Source organism: Microcystis sp. BLCC-F210 (assembly GCF_042134685.1).
In the GTDB taxonomy this organism is placed as follows: Bacteria; Cyanobacteriota; Cyanobacteriia; order Cyanobacteriales; family Microcystaceae; genus Microcystis; species Microcystis aeruginosa_D.
The window spans coordinates 1,589,720-1,612,868 of record NZ_CP169647.1 but is presented as its reverse complement, the minus strand read 5'-3'; the positions used below and the strand labels follow the sequence as shown (position 1 = coordinate 1,612,868).

General features: G+C 42.6%; 19 protein-coding genes and 1 pseudogene. 14 read left to right on the top strand and 6 right to left on the bottom strand.

Annotation, left to right across the window (positions count from 1 at the left end):
• Positions 1-427 precede the first annotated feature (427 nt).
• From ACE3JL_RS07680 to ACE3JL_RS07670, 3 genes are all read left to right on the top strand, one after another.
• Complete coding sequence (locus ACE3JL_RS07680) at positions 428-1,600, top strand: hypothetical protein (protein WP_375329201.1); 1,173 nt, start codon at positions 428-430, stop codon at positions 1,598-1,600.
• Between the two features lie 762 nt (positions 1,601-2,362).
• Positions 2,363-2,944: a DUF1997 domain-containing protein gene (locus ACE3JL_RS07675; protein WP_375329200.1), complete on the top strand. Its 582-nt coding sequence runs from the start codon at positions 2,363-2,365 to the stop codon at positions 2,942-2,944.
• Positions 2,945-2,952: 8 nt separating this feature from the next.
• Positions 2,953-3,303: a Rieske (2Fe-2S) protein gene (locus tag ACE3JL_RS07670; protein WP_002731942.1), complete on the top strand. Its 351-nt coding sequence runs from the start codon at positions 2,953-2,955 to the stop codon at positions 3,301-3,303.
• 256 nt (positions 3,304-3,559) lie between these two features.
• On the opposite strand, the gene ACE3JL_RS07665 is transcribed toward ACE3JL_RS07670, so the two are convergent.
• The 3 genes from ACE3JL_RS07665 to ACE3JL_RS07655 form a co-directional block, all read right to left on the bottom strand.
• Positions 3,560-4,372 (bottom strand): DUF362 domain-containing protein, encoded by an 813-nt coding sequence (locus ACE3JL_RS07665; protein WP_375329199.1) that lies wholly within the window; start codon positions 4,370-4,372, stop codon positions 3,560-3,562.
• A 15-nt stretch (positions 4,373-4,387) separates the two neighbouring features.
• On the bottom strand, positions 4,388-5,374 hold the full coding sequence (gene dusA, locus ACE3JL_RS07660; RefSeq protein ID WP_375329594.1) for a tRNA dihydrouridine(20/20a) synthase DusA: 987 nt from the start codon (positions 5,372-5,374) through the stop codon (positions 4,388-4,390).
• Between the two features lie 157 nt (positions 5,375-5,531).
• Entirely contained in the window at positions 5,532-6,896 is a 1,365-nt protein-coding gene (locus ACE3JL_RS07655; protein ID WP_375329593.1) for a collagen-like protein, read from the bottom strand.
• Positions 6,897-7,102: 206 nt separating this feature from the next.
• On the opposite strand from ACE3JL_RS07655, the gene ACE3JL_RS07650 reads away from it, so the two are divergent.
• On the top strand, positions 7,103-8,392 hold the full coding sequence (locus ACE3JL_RS07650; protein WP_271992849.1) for a glucose-1-phosphate adenylyltransferase: 1,290 nt from the start codon (positions 7,103-7,105) through the stop codon (positions 8,390-8,392).
• 263 nt (positions 8,393-8,655) lie between these two features.
• Entirely contained in the window at positions 8,656-9,753 is a 1,098-nt protein-coding gene (locus ACE3JL_RS07645; RefSeq protein WP_271992848.1) for a patatin-like phospholipase family protein, read from the top strand.
• A gap of 339 nt (positions 9,754-10,092) precedes the next feature.
• On the opposite strand, the gene ACE3JL_RS07640 is transcribed toward ACE3JL_RS07645, so the two are convergent.
• The 3 genes from ACE3JL_RS07640 to ACE3JL_RS07630 are packed head-to-tail and all read right to left on the bottom strand — an operon-like array spanning position 10,093 to position 11,978.
• Entirely contained in the window at positions 10,093-10,611 is a 519-nt protein-coding gene (locus ACE3JL_RS07640; RefSeq protein WP_002789939.1) for a TolB family protein, read from the bottom strand.
• A complete protein-coding gene (locus tag ACE3JL_RS07635) occupies positions 10,608-11,144 on the bottom strand; it encodes a biopolymer transporter Tol (protein ID WP_271992496.1) in 537 nt (178 codons plus the stop codon). The genes ACE3JL_RS07640 and ACE3JL_RS07635 overlap by 4 nt, the downstream gene beginning before the upstream one ends.
• Before the next feature lie 12 nt (positions 11,145-11,156).
• The gene (locus ACE3JL_RS07630; protein WP_375329198.1) at positions 11,157-11,978 is read right to left on the bottom strand and encodes a Ycf66 family protein; all 822 of its coding nucleotides are present in this window, start codon (positions 11,976-11,978) and stop codon (positions 11,157-11,159) included.
• 635 nt (positions 11,979-12,613) lie between these two features.
• Between ACE3JL_RS07630 and ACE3JL_RS07625 the strand changes: the two genes are divergently transcribed.
• The 9 genes and pseudogenes from ACE3JL_RS07625 to ACE3JL_RS07585 all read left to right on the top strand — a co-directional run bounded on the left by ACE3JL_RS07625 (position 12,614) and on the right by ACE3JL_RS07585 (position 23,107).
• Positions 12,614-14,308: an iron uptake porin gene (locus ACE3JL_RS07625; RefSeq protein ID WP_271992501.1), complete on the top strand. Its 1,695-nt coding sequence runs from the start codon at positions 12,614-12,616 to the stop codon at positions 14,306-14,308.
• A 151-nt stretch (positions 14,309-14,459) separates the two neighbouring features.
• Positions 14,460-16,235 (top strand): pyruvate kinase, encoded by a 1,776-nt coding sequence (pyk, locus tag ACE3JL_RS07620; RefSeq protein WP_271992503.1) that lies wholly within the window; start codon positions 14,460-14,462, stop codon positions 16,233-16,235.
• A gap of 233 nt (positions 16,236-16,468) precedes the next feature.
• Positions 16,469-17,941 carry a BCD family MFS transporter gene (locus ACE3JL_RS07615; protein WP_375329197.1) on the top strand — a complete coding sequence of 491 codons (1,473 nt, stop codon included), beginning with the start codon at positions 16,469-16,471 and terminating at the stop codon, positions 17,939-17,941.
• 114 nt (positions 17,942-18,055) lie between these two features.
• On the top strand, positions 18,056-18,493 hold the full coding sequence (locus ACE3JL_RS07610) for a pentapeptide repeat-containing protein (RefSeq protein ID WP_271992506.1): 438 nt from the start codon (positions 18,056-18,058) through the stop codon (positions 18,491-18,493).
• A gap of 290 nt (positions 18,494-18,783) precedes the next feature.
• Complete coding sequence (dndE, locus tag ACE3JL_RS07605) at positions 18,784-19,182, top strand: DNA sulfur modification protein DndE (protein ID WP_271992509.1); 399 nt, start codon at positions 18,784-18,786, stop codon at positions 19,180-19,182.
• Positions 19,183-19,703: 521 nt separating this feature from the next.
• On the top strand, positions 19,704-19,853 hold the full coding sequence (locus ACE3JL_RS07600) for a hypothetical protein (protein WP_375329196.1): 150 nt from the start codon (positions 19,704-19,706) through the stop codon (positions 19,851-19,853).
• 154 nt (positions 19,854-20,007) lie between these two features.
• Positions 20,008-21,405: pseudogene (locus ACE3JL_RS07595) on the top strand (cupin domain-containing protein); the annotation flags it as partial.
• Positions 21,406-21,431: 26 nt separating this feature from the next.
• The gene (locus ACE3JL_RS07590) at positions 21,432-22,193 is read left to right on the top strand and encodes a bifunctional 2-polyprenyl-6-hydroxyphenol methylase/3-demethylubiquinol 3-O-methyltransferase UbiG (RefSeq protein ID WP_271992512.1); all 762 of its coding nucleotides are present in this window, start codon (positions 21,432-21,434) and stop codon (positions 22,191-22,193) included.
• On the top strand, positions 22,190-23,107 hold the full coding sequence (locus ACE3JL_RS07585; protein ID WP_271992513.1) for a TauD/TfdA family dioxygenase: 918 nt from the start codon (positions 22,190-22,192) through the stop codon (positions 23,105-23,107). Before ACE3JL_RS07590 ends, ACE3JL_RS07585 begins: the two co-directional genes overlap by 4 nt.
• Positions 23,108-23,149 lie beyond the last annotated feature (42 nt).

Here is a 23,149-nt window from a genome sequence, read left to right as displayed (position 1 = left end):
GCGCCTAAATGGATTGTTATACCGAAAGTTGACCCATATCGTGGCTCTTCTCGACTTTGTGTGATAATTTTTGCTTATAAGTAGTCGTGCAAAATTAATTTCCTAGTAAAGATAGGCAAAAGGCAAGAGGCAAAAGGCAAGAGGGGGTTAGATATGTGTAATTAATTTTGCTTAGGTACTTAGAATCGTGAAATATTTACCTGGAAAGACTTTTAGGACTATTTTGCTGAACAAACTATCAGTATAGACCCCGTTTCCACACAGAAACCAGAAGAGCCATATCGTTACGCTGCAGAGTTTTATACAGAAAGTTGACCTATAATATGTAGTTAGCCTTCAAGTTTTAGCAGGGTAACGCACTAAGGACTATTCATCTGAGCGAGATACTCTAGAAAGTCATTTTTACCGATACACTAACTATTGACTCATGCTTAAAGCCATGTATTTTAAATTCTCAAGAGTTTTAATTTTAACGGTTTTGTTTTGTATCATTGCTAACTCGGTTATTGACAATACTTTACTGGCACAAACAAATCCAAGTGCTGATATAATCAAAGATTTTATTGACGGAAGAAAAAATGAGCTAAGGATTGGATTCAGAGTACAATCATATCCAATCAGCTTTATAGACCCAAATTCAGTTCTTCCCACTTCAAAAACCTACAATGGATTCTGTAATACTTTTGCCGATCAAATTTTTGCAGACCTGAAAGACCATCTAAAATCAGAATTTCGGAAAAATCAAAACCTTTCTCCTCTAGAAATAGATAGCAAAGTCAATGCCATTTCTCTTACTAAGACTCAAGTTGTCAATTTATCTCAAGGTAAGAGATTTGATGGTGTCATAAAAGGTTTGATAGATGTTGAGTGTGGTGCGAATTCAATTCAATATAATACGGAAGTTGAATTTTCAGATCCGTTTTTTAGTACAGGTATAAGCTTATTAGCAAAAAAGGATAACCTTGAAAAAGTTTCTCAAAATGAGGCAGAGTTGGGAAATTTGAAGGTTGGAGTAGTCTCAGGAACCACTACTTATGATTGGCTTGTTAAAGACAAAAGATATGAAAGTTTGGAATCTTATCAGTCTCGGCCTGAAGCGATTGCTGCATTAAAGAGCGATTTATTAGGAGCTTATGGTAGCGACTACATTATATTAAAAGGTATTTTGGAGACAGATAGTGTTCTTAAAAATAATTACGATGTATATCCCAAGTACCTGAAGGATCAAAGTTACGGTCTTATAGTCAAAGCTGGACAGAGTAAGCTAATACATCTTATCAATGATAAAACGCTCAAGTCCTCTAACGTATTGGACAACATTAAATTCTTAAAGCAAAATTACTCTAAACCAGAATCTGAGGGAATCGGAGGTGATTTTAGCTTTAATCAAGTTGTTAACTTCATTCATAAATTGTTTTCAAGTCCGATTACTAGCTTCTTACTAGGAATTTCAATATCAATTGTAGTTCTCATACTTTCCTTTAAAAAAACTCGGCAATTGATTGCTGAAGTTTTTAAGAAACTTTGGGAGCAAATTCTTCCTGATGTGGTTGGATGGCTTTATAGATTGCTGCAATTTATAGTTCGACCGAAAGGCTAACAATACTGTTGCACACCGACCGTATTCAGCGCAATCGCCGATCTTGTAGGGTGCGTTCCCTAATGCAAGTCCTACCGCTCCAGCGATCGATTTTGGGGAACGCACCATGCCCATGGACTGAAGCTGTGGGTTTAACCCACATTCCGCACCCTAAAGTGTCACATTGAAAATTTTATCCAAATCGTCAAAACGATTGCTGGCTCTGAATTACAGGCTAATTTGTTTGTCTAGCAGATGCACAATTAGCCCTAAAAATCTGATAGCTCTGATACCAAATTATTGAGATAAACTCTCATTAAGCTGGCGATCGCTGACTAGAGTGTGACACTTCATAATTCTTAGTAATCGCTAAAAGTCTTACTATACAAGGGCTAGAGCAACTTTTGATTTCAACGACTAGGGTGCGGAATGTGGGGTTAAAGTGCGATGCCGCTCTTGTAGGCCTAGTTGGGGCAGCAATTCTCATTTTGAAAGGATTTTGCGTTGTTTCAGCGATCTAGAGATTCGTTAAGAATTATTAACCCCTCTAGGTGCAAGGGTTTTAATGTCATGAAACCTTAAGATGAGAATTGCTGCCCGCTCCCCCCCACTCTTGACTTAAAACCCCTCACTGATCACTGATCACTGAAAAAAGCCCAACTTTGGGCAAAAATCTGGTTTGTGTCCCCTCTTAGCGGTAAAATTTCTACATCTGGATCGTCGAAAAGCATAAGTTTTGTAAAGTAAAATTAAGAAGGGAGACAAATTTAAGATAACCAACGTATGGAAGTAACTTTTACCGCTGCCGAATCCCTAGAAATTGTTGTTGCTGAACAAACCATCCCGATTCAGCATTATCTGCGTCAACCGCAAAGATTAGTACAGGCTATCGTTGAGAATAGCTTAACGGAACACTTGTCTGAGCATAGGTTTCGACTGAAAATGCGTCCCCTAAACTTTTTGGATTTGTACTATTTTCAGCCCACGGTTATCCTCAATGTCTGGGCTACCTCTGGGGGGACGATATTTTTGCAATCAGAAGACTGTCAGATCAAAGGTATTGATTATATCAACGATCGCTTTAGCCTCAATGTTAAAGGCAAACTCGCTCCTGTGGAAAAAAATAATCAAACCTATCTAGCGGGAAAAGCCAATCTTGAGGTGAAAGTTGCCCTACCACCACCATTATGGTTAACCCCGCGTCCGCTGTTAGAAATCGCCGGTAATAGTCTCTTAAAAGGGGTTTTATTGCGGATTAAACAGCGTTTAATGAGTCAATTGCTGCAAGATTACCAACAATGGGCTAAACAGGACATTATTGCCCAAAATTACCCCGAAACCATTCTCGATCTCTCCCTTGGTTAAATAAAAATATGAGTTGGACAAAAGTATTATCTGTAGATTCCCTTGCCCCCGGCGCCCGTCAAGTGGTAAAAGTGGGGGAAAATTCCATTCTCTTGATTAATAATAACGGTCAATTCCACGCCGTCGGCAACCGTTGTCCTCATTTAAAATTATCGATGACGAAGGGCAAAATTACCGAGGACGGCGCGATCGTTTGTCCCTGGCATCGTAGTTCGTTTGATCTCTGTAGTGGTGCTGTCAAAGACTGGATTACCTGGCCCCCTGTGGTTAACAAAGCGATGGCGGCAGTTTCTCAACCCCAAGCTTTACCCGTTTATCCCCTTCGCATCGAAGACGGCAGCATCTGGATAGACGCATAACCGCTCACCGAGGGGGGTTTTTGGGCAAGGTAAAGAGTAGTTCACTCGACAATGGGTTAATCTAGGAGAATGCCAAACGCACCTCGCTCGCTTCCGTAAAAACCCAGTTATGGATTGTTCCCCCCGCTCCGGTGATCCCCACTCTCCTGTATATTTTTTAAACAGGATTGCGCGAGGTCATTCTGTTATTCTGACTTCCCCTCCTGACGACCGGCTCCTGACTCCTAACCCCACCAACAAACTTTTTCAGTAAACCCTAATTAGTTCCGTTTAAAAGTTGAGAACGAAGCAAATCGATCGCATCTAAATAACTTGGCATTGGTTCATTACCTAACAGGCAAGCACTGCGATCCACGCTAATCATATCATCACCCCAAAACACTTGACCGAGAGGAATAGATTTTCCTCGATCTGGGCGCCAATTGCTACTAAAATATTTGAGATTAGCGTCCACCACTGCCCCATCAAAAAGATGACCAATACAAAAATAAACATCCTGTAAAATTAGCGGTACGGAAGGGCGATGTAATTGCCCCCGGGAGTTAGGACTACGCGCTTTATAATGACTACGGGGAAAGAGTCCATAGAGATTTTTTAAAGAAGCAGAAATCAAGGGTTTATCCTTTAAATGGGTGCGTTTTAAGGTTCCAATGGTGATCCGACAATCCACTTCTTCGATAATTTTAGGGGCAAACATCGAGGGAAAACGCACAGGAAAAGGAGAAAGATTCGGATATTCTTGCTGGGGTAAACTATCAGCATCAAGGATGGTTATTCCAGTATCGAGAATAGATTTTACCTCCAAAATATCGATAATTTCTCTCAAAGAAATAGCAGAACAAACTCCCTCTAATAAGATGATTTCTGCCCCAGGATTTACCCCTCTCAATCCTCGCAAAACTTGACTTAATACCGGCAGACTAACCGTTACCGGTGGTGGCACAGGATAACCTAAATTAGGTTTAATTAAAATACGTTTAGCTGTGATAGCTGCCGGGGGAGGTTGATAAACAAAATCCGCCATAGCTGAATTTTTTACCCCGGCAGTAATTGAGGATTGGGTAATCATAGAAAAGAAAATAAATTAATGGGAATTGGCCAGATCATTTAGGGAATTTACCTGCTGTAAAGCTTGCCAGATTAGCCCAGAATCGGCCCCAGGAAAATGGCTATTTTCACTAATATAACGCTTCCAGGCCTTAGTTCCTGGCTGACCGGCAAAAAGCTGTAAAAGATGTTTGCTGATCTGGTGTAATTTATAACCTTTACTCACCCACTCATCGATGTAGGGAAGCATTTTTTTGATTACTTCTTCCCGGGTAGGAGGAGTAACCGATTCCCCATAAAAATCTCGATCGACTGTGGCAAATAAATAGGGATTATCGTAGGCTGCCCGACCGATCATAACTGCATCTACTAATTGTAAATGTTGTTTAGCCTGTTCTAAATTAATGATACCGCCATTAATTTCAATAAACAAATGGGGAAACTGATTTTTTAGGCGATAAACATCATCGTAACGTAAGGGGGGGACAGTGCGATTTTCCTTGGGACTTAATCCCTGTAACCAAGCTTTCCGCGCATGGATGGTAAAACGTTGACAACCCGCATCCGCGACAATACGGACAAAATTGGCCATATTTTGGTAACTATCCTGATCATCAATGCCAATTCTCTGTTTTACAGTCACGGGAATCGATACAGCTTGATTCATTGCCGATATTCCCCTCGCGACTAATTCCGGGTTAGCCATCAAACAAGCACCGAAATTGCCCTCTTTTACCCGAGAACTAGGACAACCCACATTGAGATTTACCTCGTCATAACCCATATCTTCGGCTATTTTAGCGCATTCTGCCAAAAGATAGGGATTATCACCCCCTAACTGCAAAGCTAGAGGTTTTTCTGCTAGGGAGAACCCCAGCAACTTATAGCGATCGCCGTGTTTAATCGCCATCGTCGTGATCATTTCCGTGTAGAGAAGGGGACGACGGCTAATTTGTCGCAAAAAATAGCGAAAATGGCGATCGGTATAATCCATCATCGGCGCCACACTTAAAATACTGCCCATCTTTCCCTTGATTTTTTCGCTGATCGGGACATTCTCTGGTGAACCCCAGAAAATAACCAGTCTTCCTCTCAAGATATTTTAGAGCCTTTTGGTAAGTTGACTATCTAAATTACTGGTTAAGACTGCACCGGAGAAAGGAGAAGAGGACTTTTTTGACTTATCTCCGTGGTATATTTGCCCCTCTAATCGTGTCGCGGATGACGATTTTTTGTTCTTTGGAATAACCAGCAAAAGAACGAGTAGCAAGTAACTCGATTTCTACCCCCGTACCCGATCGCAAAGATTCCACAGGTAAAGGTAATTGACCGATATCCAGAATAAATTGATTGCCCTCCTGTCGGACTAAATTAGCAGGCATATCTCCTTCGTAGCGAGTGACAAAATCAGTTCTGGGACTGGTTTGCAGGTCGTCTGCTTGCCAACGAGTGACGCGATAACGCACCTTAAATTTAGTGCCAATTAAATTCGATTGGGAAGCTTTATCTTCGAGAAAAAGCCTTAAATCAGTACCATTTCCTGTAATACCTTTTGCTTCTAATTGGGTGACATCTCGTTCAAAAACAGCATTGTAAACGACAAATTCCGTAACATTATTGCGTTTTTGAGTGGTTCCCTCGATCCACAATTCACTGGGGACAGTTATCTTCATTTCCTTTTGAGAATCAAGGGTTAAAGTAAAACGCTGATTAGCAAATCGGTTAAACTCCTGGGGCGCATTCCAAATTAAAATAAAAGAACGTTCCACTCGATCTACTAAAATCCGATATTGATCATCGATCAGGGAACCGGGAGAAAATAAAGACATTGCCCCGGTGCGAGTTTCCCAACTATTTTTAGAGAGAATATAACCCCGTTCTTTTAACTCCGAAAGGGGAACAGTTGCGCTCGGTTGATCGGCAGTTAAAGGGCGATCGATTTGAATTAAAGTTAACTGTCCTAAACGTCCCTCGCGACCGTTACGACCACTATTACCCGTCGCCCCATCCAGACCATCCTGACAGCTAAATTCTCTGGTGGTACAGCTATAATTGGCATCCCCTGGCCTACCGCTACAGGTTTGAATTGTCCAGAAAGGTTGGGAACAGCGACAACCCTTGCCCCCTTGACCTCCCTGACCCCCAAAACCCCCAGCACCTCCGGCCGCATTGACCGTTACTTGTCTTAAAAAATCTAAATTAGTAGCATAGAGGGTTAAAGCGCCGCCATTGCCCCCATCACCACCATTACCCCCATTGCCACCGTTGCCACCACCGGCAGCCTGAAGATTTCTGGTGACGTTGCTAGGTTGACCGCTACAGTTACCATCGCTGCCGTTGCTGCCATTTTCACCATCGACCCCTTTTTGTCCTGAAATATCGAGTTTTAGGGGAGAACCATCGAGAAAAAGGGTTAAACTGTCACTATTCTTGCCTTGGCCGCCGACCTTGCCAGCTTTCCCGCTTTGGCCCTGTTTACCGAAAGTCTGTACATCGGAACCTTGGGCTAACCAAGAACAGCGATCGCCCGTCACCGTGGCAGTCACCAGGTACGGTAAAGGGAGAAAAAAGGTGAATATTAATGATTTAGCCCAAAAATTCATGATTTTAGCGAATTTATCCGCAAAGACTCCGATCAATTCCCTCTTGATGACTTTTAGATCTAGATTTTTGTTTCCCCTCTATCAATAAGGTGCGCTATCATCCTACACTTACTTTGAGAAGGAAACAGCCAATCGCGAGGGTTACGCGCGTGAAAAAAGTATTAGCTATTATTTTGGGTGGCGGGGCTGGAACTCGCCTTTATCCGTTAACGAAACTGCGGGCCAAACCTGCCGTCCCCCTAGCGGGAAAATATCGCCTAATCGATATTCCCGTCAGCAATTGTATTAACTCCCAGATTGACAAAATCTATGTGTTGACGCAATTTAATTCCGCTTCCCTCAATCGTCACCTCAATCGTACCTATAATTTTACGGGTTTTAGTGATGGTTTCGTGGAAGTTTTGGCGGCTCAACAAACCATGGAGAATCCTCAATGGTTCCAAGGCACAGCCGACGCAGTACGACAATATATCTGGACGATGAAGGATTGGGATATCGATGAATATCTCATTCTCTCCGGAGATCATCTCTATCGCATGGACTACAGCAAGTTCATCGAACGCCATCGGGAAACTAACGCCGATATCACTTTATCGGTGGTTCCCATCGATGAACGTCGCGCCTCCGCTTTTGGGGTGATGAAAATCAATGATTCGGGGCGAATTGTCGATTTTTATGAGAAACCCAAAGGGGCAGAATTGGAAAGAATGCGGGTAGATACGACGATTTTAGGCTTAAGTCCCGACCAAGCTCGTCAAAGTCCCTACATCGCTTCCATGGGAATTTATGTCTTTAAAAAGAATGTTTTAATCGATCTGCTCGATGCCAATAAAGAACAGACCGATTTTGGCAAGGAAATTATTCCCTCGGCGGCTAAAGATTACAATCTCCAGGCTTATTTATTTAAGGGTTACTGGGAAGATATCGGGACGATTGAAGCCTTTTATGAGTCGAATCTCGCCTTGACCCAACAACCAAATCCCGCCTTTAGTTTCTACGACGAAAAAGCACCCATTTATACCCGTTCTCGCTATCTGCCACCCACAAAAATGCTCAATTGTACGGTGACAGAATCGATGATTTCTGAAGGTTGTATTCTTAAAGAATCTCGCATCCATCACTCGATTTTAGGTATTCGTAGTCGAGTGGGCAAAGACTGCACGATCGAGGATACAATGCTGATGGGATCGGACTTTTATGAGTCTTTCCCCGAACGGGAAAGTCTGATCGGAAATGGCAAAATTCCCGTGGGTATCGGCCCCGGTTCCACTATTCGTCGGGCAATTGTGGACAAAAATGCTCGCATTGGTTCCAATGTTTTAATTGTTAACAAAGATCGTGTGGAAGAATCTAATCGCGAAGATTTAGGTTTCTATGTTCGCAGCGGCATCGTGGTTATTTTCAAAAATGCCACTATTCCCGACGGGACGGTAATTTAATCTATCAGTTATCAGTTATCAGTTATCAGTTTTTCTAGTTATTATCGCTTGGATATAGCCGCAGGCTGATGGATTCAGCTAATTACCTAGACAATTCCCTTGAAATCCTATCCTTTTCTAGAAGTGATAGCAAAATCTCCCGATCAGCTCTTCTGAAAATCAGAAAAATTTCTATATTTTTGCATCCGATTCTAGGTTTTCAGTTAACCTTAAATTAAAGTCCTAGGACTTAGATAGAAGCCATTCAGGAGACAAGGATATTTATGAAAGCCAAAATCGCGATCGCTTGTCAGGGAGGTGGTAGTCAAACTGCTTTTACTGCCGGCGCCTTGAAAGCATTATTTGACAATAAAGTGCAAGATTACTTTAATATTGTCAGTCTCAGTGGTACTTCTGGAGGTGCTATCTGTGCCTTTTTCACTTGGTATGCTCTCAAAAAAGGTGATAGCGTCGTTTGGAAAAGAATGATTGATTTTTGGGAAGATAATAGCGCTGGAACTCCCCAAGAACAACTATTTAATGACTCAGCTATTAAAGCTCTAGAATTAGCCAGCAAAGGATTAATTCCCCAGTATAATCTCAGTCCTTCCTCTCCAATTACTAAAACCTTATTTTCTATAGCTACCTACGGTTTACGCAGTCGCTTTACCAACTTTGATCAGTTACTAAGAGCGCATATTGACTTCTCGGAATTAGCCACTTGGGGAGCTAAACCAGAACCCCCAATTTTATTAATTGGGGCCTGTAATGTCCTAACAGGAAAATTAAGTAAATTTAACTCGCGCCAAGAAGCAGTTAAAATTGAACATATCCTAGCTTCTGCTTGTGTTCCTAACATTTTTCCTGCTGTCACTATTGAAACTATGGCCTACTGGGATGGACTGTTTTCTGATAATCCCCCTATCCGTTCTTTAATTCGCCGTGAATTTGTTGGAATCGAAAATATTCCCGATGAAATTTGGGTAATTAAAATTAATCCCACCTCCAGAGACAAGATCCCCGTGCAATCCGATGATATTGCTGATCGCCGTAATGAATTAGAAGGCAATGTTTCCCTATTTCAAGGTCTCGATCAGATTGAGTTGATCAATCAATTATTTCTCAAAGGAGCCTTTAAAGAGGAATTTTTGAGCGAGATCGGATTAACAGAACCATTAAAAATTCCTAAATCTTTCCCAGAAGATACCGATCAGAATTACCATATTCCTATGATCGAAATGTCGGCGGAATTAGCCAATAGTCTCAACTATGAAAGTAAACTCGATCGCTCTCCTGCCAATATCCAGCGTCTGATCGCTGACGGCGAAAAACAGGGAAAACAGTTTCTAGAACATCGACTAAAAGCTATGGGTTTAAGATAGGGTTTGCTAAAAAAAGTTCTTCTTGGTGGCGGTGATAAGTAGCTAAACACAATTAGTTATATATATCTAACTACCTTTTGCCTTTTGCCTCTTGCCTTTTGCCTTTCCTAACTAAGAAGTTAATTTTGTCCTATTACTTAATAATCACGGTTCTTCGTTTTGTGTTATGCAATGCACGGAGATTATAAGGGATGGAACCCTTATATAGAAAGGCATTTAGCGATTTTTGTCAATTATTTTTGATCTAGAGCGAACTAATCAATTAAATCCCTTGCCAGATAAGGATTTAGTCGATTTATGCCACCCTATCGAACCATAACAAGTAACGAAGAGCCATAATCACTGATTTTCATTGACTAATACCCGTCCGGATAGATCGTAAATCATAATATCCCATTGCCCATTTTTTGCCGCTTCAAAAGCCACTTTAGAACCATCGGCACTGATGATCGGATTGCGTACTTCCGCGAGGAGATCGGGAGCAATTTCCCTTCTCTGTTGAGTTTGTCGATCATACAGATAAATAGTCGTTTTTCCCTGACGACTAGCAGTAAAAACGATATAACGACCATCTTCACTAATGGAAGGACTAGAAGCGATCTGATCGAGAGAATTTAGGCCGGGTAAAGGCAATAAACGGCGATCGATGGCATCAAAAAGATAGATAGCTTGGGAACCATTGCGATCGGAGGCAAAAACGAGATAGCGAGAGGCAAGATAGGGAGTTAATTCACTAGCAGCACTATTTAAACTTCTCCCCCCTCGATCGAAAGGAAAAGACAATAAACTGGGATAACCCGCACATCCAGTTAACAAACTAATGACAGCAACAAGACTAATAAAAAAATAACGTTTCACGGTTTGGGACTTTCAACGGGACTGCCATCGGGAAGATCTAACTCGATATTCGGACCGCGATCGAGAACCTCCACATCCCATTGTCCCCGACGAGCTGACTCAAAGACAAGATAACGACCATCGGGACTAAGACGGGGATTTCGCAACCAACCGCGATAATTTTGACTCAATAACTCAGAACGATCGGTAATGCGATCATATAAAGCGATGACGGGACGACCTTCAATAATCACCACATAAGCCAGATAACGCCCCGTTTGGCTTAAACTAGGGCTATCGGTAATTTCTTGACCCGTATATAATCCCCCTAGGTCTTGGTATTGTTTTGTCTGCAAATCATACAGCAGAATCTGATTACTACCGCGACGATTAGACAGCAAAGCCAGCCAACGACCATCACCGCTCAGGGCAGGTTTTTCGTCATTATAGCGACTATTGAGGGTTCCTGTAGATAAACCGGGGTTATTGAGATTACAACCGCCTATAACCCCTAAAAACAAGCAGATAAACAGGAAAAAGGGAGCTTTGGTCATCGGACCTACTCCTTAATAATCAAACCTAGTCGGATGATCATTACTCGACTCCCGTTCACTATTATCCGGTCTCTGCCAATCTTCTCGATCGCTCGTATCGCTAGGATCGATCGGTTGATAATCGACGTATTCCCCTTTAAATGGTGGATCATCCTCAATTATTGGGCGAGGACGACGTTTTTGGCTAGTGCGGGGCGGTTTACTGCTCGTCTCTTCACTAGCGGGACGACGACGGGGACGGGAACTGGTTTCTTCCCAATCATCACCGCTACGGCGCTGATCATAAACATCTCGATCGCTAGTGGGGGAACTATTGCGGGGACGACGATTACTGGTTTTGCGATTGCTAGTATCGGCCGGCCGACGGGTACGGGTGCTACGGGGTTCCTCATCCTGATAACTAGAAGTAGAAGTGCGCGAAGAGCGGGGATCCTCGTAACCGCGTAAACGGGGATTATCTTCGTAACGTTCCTCTGGTTCGTAGGTGTCGAGGGGTTCCAATTCGGCCCGATATTCCCGACTCACAGGACGTTCATCCACAAAAGACGTGCCGCGGCGGGCCTGTTCCGTGGTTAAACCCCTTAGTTTTACCGTCTCGAAGGCAAAAAACACCGCTGCCCCAGTCAGCAAAAATTGTCCGAATTGCAAAATCGGATCCAGTCGCCACCCTTGAAAAAGTAGAATTAAACCGCACAGTAAACCAACGGCGGCAAAAAATATATCATGATCCCTGGAAAGTTCCGGCCGCACCGAGCGCAGGAAGTATAACCCGGCTCCGGCCACTGCCAGAAAAATTCCTAAGATACTGGCCGAATTCAGCCCAAAATTGACCATCTTTATCTCCCTTCTCGGTGCTTAAATTCAATAATCGAGTCTTCATCTATAGCCGTCAGCTTTCACAAGCAATCCTGCTGTTTTTAACTTCTAGAGTCGAGCTATATTCTAACTCCATCTATCATCCTCGATTCTAACTTACTCGATCAAGCCTAGTTTAAACAACTATTTTTAGGGAGGTGGGGAGATTTTATCAGTGATCAGTAAACAGTAATCAGTCAACTGAAAACTCACATCTGATCACTGATAACTGATCACTGAAAAGGCTGACGGCTGCGATTTTAACAAAATCTTTAGAATTTGCCTATTGACAGGATTGACTAAATGTGAAAGAGAGGTTTTGGACATTGTAACGTGATTTCTGGATGGCTTTTGAGCGATCGCTATCGTTGGGAAGTTAATCGCCAGAAGTGAAAGAAGGGATTTTCACTAAGGCACATCATAGTTAATTTGTCAAGTGCGTAAGTTCCAATTTTAATAAGATCAGACAGAAATTTTTCTGTCATATCATAAAATTAACTTAACCTAGCCAAGAGGGAATTAGCATAGAATGTGAGTATAATTCAGGCTAAACACATAGTCTGTTTGTATTCATAGTCCATTCAATCCATAGAATAAGGTGTGAGGATTGACCCATGTCAAAGCTATTCAAGAATTTAGTCAAGGTAACTCCTTTAGTTTTAGGTGCTTCCGTCGCGGCTGCTGGCAGCGCAGTGGCTCAAACTATGCCCGGTACACCTCAACTTAAAGTTGATCCAGCTGCGCAGCAGCAACTTGATCGTATTCAGCGCGCCCAAAATAGTCAGCAGATTAATACGGGTGTTTATCAGGGTTCCATGTCCCAGGTGACTAGCGTTAACCAACTGCGGGACGTATCCCCCACCGCTTGGGCCTACGAAGCCTTAAGAAGCCTTGTAGAACGTTACGGTTGTATCGTGGGTTTTCCTGACCGTACCTTCCGCGGTGATCGCGCCACCACTCGTTGGGAATTTGCCGCTGGTTTAAACGCTTGTTTAAACGTCATGGAACGTTTAATTCAAGATGGTGTGGGTGTACTCAGAGAAGATATCGATAAATTAAAACGTCTTGTTCAAGAATTTGAGACCGAACTAGCGGCTTTAGGGGCTAGAGTAGATAACCTCGAACAGCGGGTTTCTTTCTTGGAAAACAATCAATTTTCTACCACCACCAAACTCAGAGGTGAGGTGATCTTCAGTATCGCCGATAGCTGGGGTGGTCAAGCTTCCGTTACTAATACCAACGGTACAGTGACTGATGGCAGCAATCGAGATGAAACTCAAGCAGTGTTTAATAACCGGGTACGACTCAACTTTGAAACCAGTTTCACTGGTAAAGATTTGTTAAGAACCCGTTTACAAGCAGGTAACTTTAACACCACTTTCAACCAAAACGGTCCGACGGGAACCAACATGACCCGTCTGGCATACGATAACGGTCGGGACAACGATATCACCATCGATGACCTATGGTACAGGGCTCCCATTGCCACTCCCTTCGGTAACATCACCTTTTGGGTTGGTGCTAACGAGTTAAACCTAGATGACGTTTTCATCACTGCTAACCCTTTCCTTTCCGATAGCGGTACAGGTGCTTTATCTCGCGGTCAACGCTACAATAACATCGTCTTCCGCGGTCCGGATGGTGTTGGTGCGGCGGTCAGATTTAAGATCGGGGATGTTTTCCAAGTCACAGGAACCTACCTAGCTAATGGTGGCGCTAATGGTGCCAGCAATCCTAACCCTGGTAGCGGTTTATTTAACGGTTCCTTCAGTACTGGCGCGCAAGTAGGTTTCTCCTTCATCAAATTTGCCGATATTAACTTCGTCTATGTTCGCAGTTATCAAACTGCTGCCGATATTCGTTCAGGTTTATTCGGTAACGTCAGCAGCCCTCTGACTGAGCGTCCCTTCGGCAACGTTGGTACTACTGCTGACCGTTTCGGTCTTCAAGCGAGCGCCCAGGTTATCCCAGGAGTCTTAAACATAGCAGCCTGGGGGGGTTATGCCAATGCCTCGGCCACTGGTGTCAATAATGCGATCGGAGATGATAACACTAGCATCTGGTCTTGGAACCTTAACCTTTCCGTTCTCGACCTCTTTGCCGAAGGTGCAGCCCTTTCTTTCGGTGGGGGTCAAGTACCCCGTTCCGACAAGGAAGATGGCACTTCCTACATGGTAGAAGCTCAGTATAAGTTCCCCGTCACCAAAAACATCTTGATTACCCCCGGTGCTTATGCGATCTTCAATGCTAATAACCGTAATAACGACACCATTTTTGTCGGTGTTCTCCGGACAACTTTCCGTTTCTAAGCTAAGTTGACGGACTTGAAAAAACGGTGGGATTTGTAGATCTCACCGTTTTTTTGCTTTTAACTTTTCACTGGATATAACCATTTATGAGAAGATGGGCGAAGCGTCCCAAACGCTGCTATATTTACTTCGCCTATTTAGTTGCTTATCTATGCACTCTCTGTCTTTCCCCCGTCGCACTAAAATTGTGGCCACGATTGGCCCAGCCTCGCAAAATAAGGAAACATTACGTCAGATGATCAAGGCGGGGGCGACGACATTTAGATTAAACTTTTCCCATGGCGATCACGATTACCATCGTCACACCATTAACCTGATCCGTCAGTTAGCCTTTGAACTCAATCAACCGATTGGCATCCTTCAGGATCTACAGGGTCCAAAAATTCGTTTAGGTAAATTTGCCTGTGGGTCGATTACCCTAAAACCGGGGGAACCCTTTATCCTTACTTCTCGGGATGTGGAATGTAATCAGGAAATCAGTTCCATTAGCTATCCCTCGCTGGCCCAAGAAGTCCCAGAAGGTTCGAGAATTCTCCTCGATGATGGTAAAGTCGAAATGCGGGTGGAATCAGTGGATCGTTTGAAAGGTGATCTTTCCTGTCGCGTGGTGGTTGGGGGTGTCTTATCCAGTAATAAAGGGGTAAATTTTCCCAACGTCTATCTGTCGGTGAAAGCTTTAACCGATAAGGACAAAAAGGATTTAATGTTCGGACTGCTGTGGGATGTGGATTGGATCGCCCTTAGTTTTGTGCGTAATCCCCAAGATATCCTCGAAATTAAAGAATTAATCGCCAGTGCGGGTAAATCTATCCCCGTGATCGCTAAAATTGAAAAACACGAAGCGATCGAGGAAATGGAGGCAATTTTATCCCTCTGTGATGGTGTGATGGTGGCTAGGGGGGATTTAGGAGTAGAATTACCAGCCGAAGACGTGCCAATCCTGCAAAAACGCCTGATTAATACTGCTAATCAGCTAGGCATCCCGATTATTACCGCCACTCAAATGCTTGACAGTATGGCCAGTAATCCTCGTCCCACCCGCGCCGAGGTTTCGGACGTGGCTAATGCGATTTTAGATGGCACTGATGCGGTCATGCTTTCCAATGAAACGGCTGTGGGTCATTATCCCATCGAAGCGGTGGCAACCATGGCCCGCATTGCCGAAAGGATCGAACGGGAACCGATCAATAGTGCCGCTCGCTCTAACAATAAACAATCGATTCCTAACGCTATTTCCTCGGCAGTCAGTCAAATTGCCGAACAATTGGGGGCAGCGGCAATTATTACACTGACAAAAACTGGCTCTACTGCCCGTAATGTCTCCCGATTTCGCCCCAAAACCCCGATTTTAGCCGTTACCCCCCATCGGGAAGTGGCACAGCAGTTACAGCTAGTTTGGGGGGTAAAACCGATGTTATTGCTCGATTTACCCTCCACTAGCCAAACTTTTCAAGTGGCGATGAATCTTGCCCAGGAAAATAACTTCCTCGCGGATGGTGACTTAGTAGTGATGACGGCGGGAACTCTGCAAGGGGTGGCTGGTTCCACGGATTTAATTAAGGTGGAAGTGGTAAAATCCCTTTTGGGTAAAGGTACGGGTATCGGCCAGGGTATGGCTAGTGGCCGGGCGCGAGTGGCTCATAATGCCCGGGAAGTGGGTAGTTTTAGTAGTGGGGAGATTTTAGTCGTTCCCACCACCAGCGCCGAATATGTGGATATGATGCGGAAAGCGGGCGGAATTATTACCGAAGATAATGCGATGAACAATCACGCCGCTACTATCGGTTTAAAATTGGGTATTCCTGTTATTGTCGGGGTTAAAGATGCTACGAAAATTATCCGCGAAGGGGTGATTATTAGTCTCGATGCTCAACGGGGTTTGATTTATTCTGGTATTGGCAATGGCGCGGCGATTATGAAAAACTAATTGATTATTCGGAAAATGGAGAGGTAGGGAAATGGGGATTCAGGGGGATAGGGAAATTTCAGCTTTGGTTGCATACGTCCTGTCCGGTTGAGGAAAGTTGATGAACCAAGAATTCCTCGCGCTCAGTGTCCGGGGAGTGTCAACGGAGATAGAAACTTCAAATCCCCAGAAGATGTCTGCTCGTCCTGCGTTAAATTTTTAAATACTGGCTTTTTTCCCGTATTGATTTAACCATGGCTACTAGCGATATCTCCAATTCTGCTCACTCATCCCCAAAACCTCTGCCAAAACTGGGACTTTTCACCATGTTTCGCTTAGGACTCTTTCAGATGGGACTAGGTATTATGTCCCTGCTGACTTTGGGGGTTCTCAATCGGATTATGATCGATGAGTTAAAAGTTTTACCCTTTCTTGCCGCAGCTGCGATCGCTATGCACCAGTTTGTTAGTCCAGCACGCATCTGGTTTGGACAAAGATCCGACGGTAAAACTATTTTTGGTCATCATCGCAGCGGTTATGTCTGGATTGGGGCGGCAGTTTTTACCGCTTTAGCTTTTATTGCTTTGCAGGTAGTCTGGCAATTGGGACTTAGTATTCAAACTTCGGGATGGAATACCATTTCCTATGCTTGGATTGCCCTCTTAGCCTTAATTTTCGCCCTCTACGGACTCGCTTTAAGCGCCAGTTCTACCCCTTTTGCTGCCCTGTTGGTGGATGTGTCCGATGAAGATAATCGATCGCAATTAGTTGGTATAGTTTGGTCAATGCTAATGGTGGGAATTGTCGTCGGGGCGATCGTTAGTTCTCGTTTGCTGGATACTCCCAATATCTGCGGTACAAATATTTTGACCTATGATCCAACTCAATCAGCCCCTATAGCCAATATTCCGCAACTACAGGCGACAATTAACCCTGTGTTCACGATTATGCCCGCTATCGTTTTCCTTCTCTGTATTTTAGCGACTTTTGGCGTAGAAAACAAATATTCTCGTTTTAGTAGTCGGTCCACTCTTGTGCAAAGAGAGGATCAAATTACCTTCAAGAATGCGTTACAGGTTCTCACCGCTAGTCGGCAAACCGGTTTATTTTTTACCTTTCTGCTGATGATGACTTTGAGTTTATTTATGCAGGATGCAATTATGGAGCCGTTTGGGGGCGAGGTTTTTGGGATGTGTATCGCCCAAACCACCCAATTAAACGCTTTTTGGGGAACTGGAACCCTTTTTGGTATCGCTGCCACGGGATTTATGCTCATTCCCCGCGTCGGTAAACAAAAAACCACTAAATATGGCTGTATTTTTGCAACAATTTGTTTTATTTTGTTGATTTTTGCTGGCTTTTCTGCTAGTCAAAGTTTATTAAAATCAAGCTTGCTCTTTTTCGGTTTAGCTTCGGGAATGATTACCGCTGGAGCTACCAGTTTAATGTTAGATTTAACCGCTGCCGAAACTGCGGGAACTTTTATCGGCGCTTGGGGATTATCACAAGCGATCGCACGGGGATTAGCCACGGTTTTAGGGGGTACGATTTTAAATATCGGTAAAGTTATCTTTTCTAGTCCGGTTTTAGCCTATGGCTTAGTTTTTCTCGTGCAAGCATTGGGAATGATCCTAGCAGTTTGGTTATTAAGTCGCGTTGATGTCAAGGAATTTAAGGAAAATGCCCGAGATGCGATCGCAACAGTAATAAAAGGAGAGATCGACTAGCAAAAGCAAGAAAAATTGAGATAAAAGGAGAATTAGCCCGATCGGGGGAAGTTGGTTAGCAGCTTTTTTCCTATCCTAAAAGTAGAGAAGAAAATGAAAGAGGAGGCTAAAACGATGAAACGGACTTTAATGATTGCCCTAGGTTCCCTAGCTTCCTTACTGCTAATTAACCCCGTCGGTGCGGAAAATCCCCGACAAGTGCAACAATTATTGAATACGCGGGAATGTCCGGGCTGTGATCTCCGGGGTGCAGATTTAAGAGGGGCGCATCTAATCGGTGCAGATTTGAGAAAAGCGAATTTGCAGGGAGCTAATCTAGAGGAAGCTAACTTAGAAGGCGCAGATTTGACCGATGCTAACCTAGAAGACGCAAATTTGACCGCAGCTTTTCTGACTAATGCCAGTTTAAATCAAGCTAATCTCAATGGCGTTAATTTCACCAGTGCCATGATCTATGATGCTGATGTGACGGGTGCATCAATGGAGAGAATTAACTTGACAAATGCTCAGACTTATGGTAGTGGCATCGCTGTGGGTGGTGAGAATCCCTAGGTATTGTTGGGGTGTATCTCGTATTTGCGCCTCGGTCGTGGCTTATGATGATTACGGCCGCTTTTTTCTCCCCGCTACCACCTCCGGCACTCCCTCCCCACGTCATCATCCTACATAAGAAACAGCGATAAAAGCGCGGAAATACGTTCATAAACTACAGTAATCAGTAAACTGATTACTGCTTACTGAACACTGAAAAAAAAGCTCTCCACTTCCCACTCTCTTATTAAACAGGATTGAGAATGACTAACTATTTTATCATCAGTCAGATCTAGGTAAAATTGTAGATTATGGAATCACCGATCGAACGTTTTCGACTATCTCAAACTGCCAAAGATAGCCTCATAAAATTAAAACGCTACACGAAAATTGACCAATGGAATATTCTCTGTCGTTGGGCTTTTTGTCGTTCCCTTGCTGAACCGAGTCTCCCCTCTCCCGTTCCCATTCCTGCCGATAGCAATGTAGAATTATCCTGGAAAATATTCGGGGGAGAAATGGCCGATATTTTCTTAATTGCCCTTAAACAACGTTGTCATCAAGACGGATTAGGAACCGATAAAGAAACTCTAACTCAACAATTTCGCTTACATTTACATCGCGGGATCGGTTATCTTGCTGGGGATACCAAGCTAAAGAAAATCGATAATTTAATCGAATTAGAGAGGGAAAGTCTCAGAGAATCTTAATCAAGAATGATCTATCTTCCTCTCTGTGTTCTTTGTGCCTGTGTGGTTCATCCTTAGTCCTTCTAAGATAACCTGACGGAAAACTGTCAGCTTGGCTATATTTAACCGGTTGTTCGTTACTTGGTATGGTTCGATAGGGGGGCATAAATCGACTAAATCCTTATCTAGCAAAAGACTTAAATGATTAGTTAGCTCTAGATCAAAAGCAATTGACAAAAATCGCCAAATGCCTTTCTATATAAGGGATCCATCCCTTATACCCCCCGTCCATTGCATAATACAAACCGAAGAACCATTTAACCGAGGGTAAGCGCATCTGCAGCAATTCTCATTTTGAAACGATTTTGCGTTGTTTCAGCGATCTAGAGATTCGTTAAGAATTATTAACCCCTCTAGGTGCAAGGGTTTTAATGTCATGAAACCTTAAAATGAGAATTGCTGGCGCATCTGAAACGCTATCGACAATTGGCCAGTTTTGTGATATTACCTAAAAAGGAGGGGCTATCGGGGAATGAGAAAAAATGGAAAATTTAATCAAGGAAGCACTAAACCATCGAGCAATTAATCACCCGTATTTACTGGCTTTAGAAAAAGGAGAATTTCAACATATTGATGAAGTTTTGAAAGATTTTGCCAGTCAATACGGAGGGAGCATCTCACCTTTGCAATAAGCATAAATACTTAGTAGAAAAATAGGCTTTTCGAGGGTAATTCTTGTTTTAATTCTCCATATACGCGGTCTTTAAAAGCCTCTATTTCGTTCCAAGACACGATTAAGAGTGGCTTTTAGGCTAAGTATAATTACTCATCGCGTAAGTGAGATGCTCCCAATACGGAGCTTATAGTGAGTGGTTTTCCCGCTATTTAACAGCAGTAATATCAAAGCTAGAAAATCCCGCTCATCGAAATCATCTGCTCAAGAACTTAGCTGAAGAAAACGGACATCTATACGATCAAGATCTGGAAGCAATCCGTAAATTAGGTATTAAGGATGAGTGGGTACAGGAAATCCCTCACCCAAAGTTATTCAAGCGTTTTCAAGAAGCTATGGGAGTAGATAGCACGCAAACGCCTTGTGTTGAAGCAAAAATCTGGCGTGAATCATTCTTGTCACTGCTCCAGAATGGAAGTTCACTCGAAGCTATTGGAGCGATAGGTTTAGGGACTGAATCTATTGTTAAATTTATCTACAAACACATTATTAAAGCGATTAAAAACCATACATCATTATCCTTGCAGCAATATGTATTTTTTCCTTTACACACAGAAGTGGAGGATGAACACAGCTTAACTTTAGTTGAGATTGCTAAGGAATTAGCCAGTGAAAGCGAACAGGCTGTTCTGGAATTACGGAAAGGAATGTTAAAAGCCTTAAATCTACGTGCTGCTTACTGGGACAATATGTATGAACGTGCGTTGGCACTAGATAAATCTTTGACATCATCAGACCAACTCAGGATTGTTACGCTTTTTACTAAAATAATTAAAAGCAAAAAGCTGTCTAATCAGGAACGGGAACTTTTATTGCATCAAATCAATGATGCGCGGATTGGATTGACGGCAGACTTATCTACTGTTCCAGTGGAAAAACTACTACCCGGATTGAGTTCACTTTTGCTATACGGGATGCAAAGGGAAAAGCACAGGGAAGAAGTTATAAACTTGTTAGATTGGCTTGTGGATCCATCTGGTGAATGCCAATGCTCTCCAACAATATTAAGGCTTGCATCACAACTTTACCATGATTTTCAAACGCTGCGACTAGGAGCATTGACCGAAAAAATTAATCAACAAAAAAGCTTAACTTATGTCCGAGAAGGTAAAGAGCTTATTTCAACAATCAGCGCCAGCAACTTAGAAGCTTTGTACAACAACAAGGTTGATAAACTTAATATTGATTTTAACGTATTTCGGCTGCCATTTGCTCTAGAAGTTTTAGATGCACGCCTAGTTATAGTCAAGCCAGGAAAGGCGAATGAAATGCACAAACACGCACATGAAACCGTATTTGTATTTCTTCAGGGTCAAGGAAAGGTTATTGTTGATCAATACGAAAACGAAGTCGAACCGGGTACTTTTGCTGTTATTCCCCGTTGGTGTGTGCATCAATGTGTGAACTTAGGAGAAGAAGAGCTAATTTTCTTGGCGATAGCTGATTTCGGATTAACTGGCAAAAGTTTTATGGGTAATTACTTACACAGTGCTAGACTAAAACAAAATTAGTGCAAATTTTATCCCGTTAGATAGGTATGAAAGCAACACAAGAAACCAAAAAACTTTACGACGAAAGCGCAGCAGACTGGAAACGAGTAGAACCGATTTTGCTTTCTGATTACTCTGCGCGTCCGTTTGTCATTGATTTATGTGAACCGATTGTCAACAAGAATATATTAGATATAGGCTGTGGGGAAGGTTATGTAGGAAGAGAGTTAATTAACCGAGGCGCTCAATATGTTCATGGGATTGACATTTCATCGCAAATGATCGAGCAGGCCTTAATTCAAAAAAACGAGTATCAGATTACTAATGCTTCTTATGAAACTGGTGATATTCGTGATTTTCTGGTCACTGAGTCCGAACAATACGATTTAGTTCTGGCTATGTTCCTGTTCAACTACTTAAATGTTTCAGAAACTATTAGCACGATGCAGAAAGCCTACCAACTTTTAAAGTTGGGTGGGTATTTCCTGTTCGCTGTCCCCCATCCCTCTTTACCTTTTCTGAAAAAAGATAAGTTTCCCTTTTATTTTAAACCGGAAGCTGGCTATTTTTCTGGACGCGATCAATTATTCCCTGGTGAGATTTGGCGTAGAGATAGAAAAGCCGTCGCCGTGCAATGTGTTCATAAAACTATGGAAGATTACTTCACATCTCTTCGTTTAGCAACATTCACAAAAATGCCAGAAGTTTATGAACTAAAAATTAATCAGAAACATTTAGAACTAGACCCAGAATTTTTTACTCCGCTTATTGACCTTCCCCTTCACGTTGCCTTCAAAATTCAAAAATGATTATACCAATTTCCGATTCTAATATTTCATTACTGACTTGGAAAAAATTGCCCGATCCTTCTCAACTATTTTTTAGTTTACCCAAATCATTAGTCTTGGATTTACTAAAAACAAGCAATCAGAGATGGCTTGAAAAACCCAACGAAATAGGACGGGAAATAGTAAATAAAAATCTTGATTTGTTTCTACCGTTTCGTGAGAAATTGCTCCAGGAACCAGGAATAATTTTTTTTCGATTAGATTCAGCATTAACAGAAACAGAAATGCGGTTAATTTATGCTTTTATTTCTTGCATTTTTGGACTGTTAAACCACCGCTATGGCTATTTTTTTGATGTAATCGATCGAGGAATGGATTACACTAAAGAAGCTATACCCGTTTCGATGACGAATGCAGAAACTGGCTATCATACCGATAGTACAGACAAAAACTACTTCCCTGATATTGTTGGCTTACTCTGTCTTGCTGCCGCGGATGAGGGAGGAGATTCCCTGGTAGTAAACGCCGCCAATTTGTATCAATATTTCTGGCAAAACCATACAGACCTAGTTCCCTGTCTCTACGAACCTTTGGCGCGGGATGTGATTACCCCGGGAGAGATTAATTCTCAAGAAGCTATTCAAAATAATAATTTCCCCTTATTCTCAACAGATTCTCGGGGTCTGGTTTTTCGTTATATGCGGTACTGGATTGAAGTTGCTTACTCCAAACTAGAAATAGCGCAACCAGAAGCTATCACAAAAACACTTGACATCATCGACAACTTTTTTTCAGAACCAGAAAATACAGTCCGCTTCAAAATGAAAAAAGGTGATATATTTTACGTTAATAATCGCTTTTTATGCCACAATAGAACCGCTTTTAAAAATTCAGGAAAACCTCGACAAATGGTGCGTAGTTGGATTAACCTTTAAACAAAATACGTCCCAGCGAGAAAGTGCATCCGTCAAGGTACA

Coding starts and splice junctions, on each gene's coding strand:
- ACE3JL_RS07680 (WP_375329201.1), top strand. CDS start 428: ATGCTTAAAGCCATGTATTTTAAATTCTCAAGAGTTTTAATTTTAACG.
- ACE3JL_RS07675 (WP_375329200.1), top strand. CDS start 2,363: ATGGAAGTAACTTTTACCGCTGCCGAATCCCTAGAAATTGTTGTTGCT.
- ACE3JL_RS07670 (WP_002731942.1), top strand. CDS start 2,953: ATGAGTTGGACAAAAGTATTATCTGTAGATTCCCTTGCCCCCGGCGCC.
- ACE3JL_RS07665 (WP_375329199.1), bottom strand. CDS start 4,372: ATGATTACCCAATCCTCAATTACTGCCGGGGTAAAAAATTCAGCTATG.
- dusA (WP_375329594.1), bottom strand. CDS start 5,374: ATGGGCAGTATTTTAAGTGTGGCGCCGATGATGGATTATACCGATCGC.
- ACE3JL_RS07645 (WP_271992848.1), top strand. CDS start 8,656: ATGAAAGCCAAAATCGCGATCGCTTGTCAGGGAGGTGGTAGTCAAACT.
- ACE3JL_RS07635 (WP_271992496.1), bottom strand. CDS start 11,144: ATGACCAAAGCTCCCTTTTTCCTGTTTATCTGCTTGTTTTTAGGGGTT.
- ACE3JL_RS07630 (WP_375329198.1), bottom strand. CDS start 11,978: ATGGTCAATTTTGGGCTGAATTCGGCCAGTATCTTAGGAATTTTTCTG.
- ACE3JL_RS07625 (WP_271992501.1), top strand. CDS start 12,614: ATGTCAAAGCTATTCAAGAATTTAGTCAAGGTAACTCCTTTAGTTTTA.
- pyk (WP_271992503.1), top strand. CDS start 14,460: ATGCACTCTCTGTCTTTCCCCCGTCGCACTAAAATTGTGGCCACGATT.
- ACE3JL_RS07615 (WP_375329197.1), top strand. CDS start 16,469: ATGGCTACTAGCGATATCTCCAATTCTGCTCACTCATCCCCAAAACCT.
- ACE3JL_RS07610 (WP_271992506.1), top strand. CDS start 18,056: ATGAAACGGACTTTAATGATTGCCCTAGGTTCCCTAGCTTCCTTACTG.
- dndE (WP_271992509.1), top strand. CDS start 18,784: ATGGAATCACCGATCGAACGTTTTCGACTATCTCAAACTGCCAAAGAT.
- ACE3JL_RS07600 (WP_375329196.1), top strand. CDS start 19,704: ATGGAAAATTTAATCAAGGAAGCACTAAACCATCGAGCAATTAATCAC.
- ACE3JL_RS07590 (WP_271992512.1), top strand. CDS start 21,432: ATGAAAGCAACACAAGAAACCAAAAAACTTTACGACGAAAGCGCAGCA.
- ACE3JL_RS07585 (WP_271992513.1), top strand. CDS start 22,190: ATGATTATACCAATTTCCGATTCTAATATTTCATTACTGACTTGGAAA.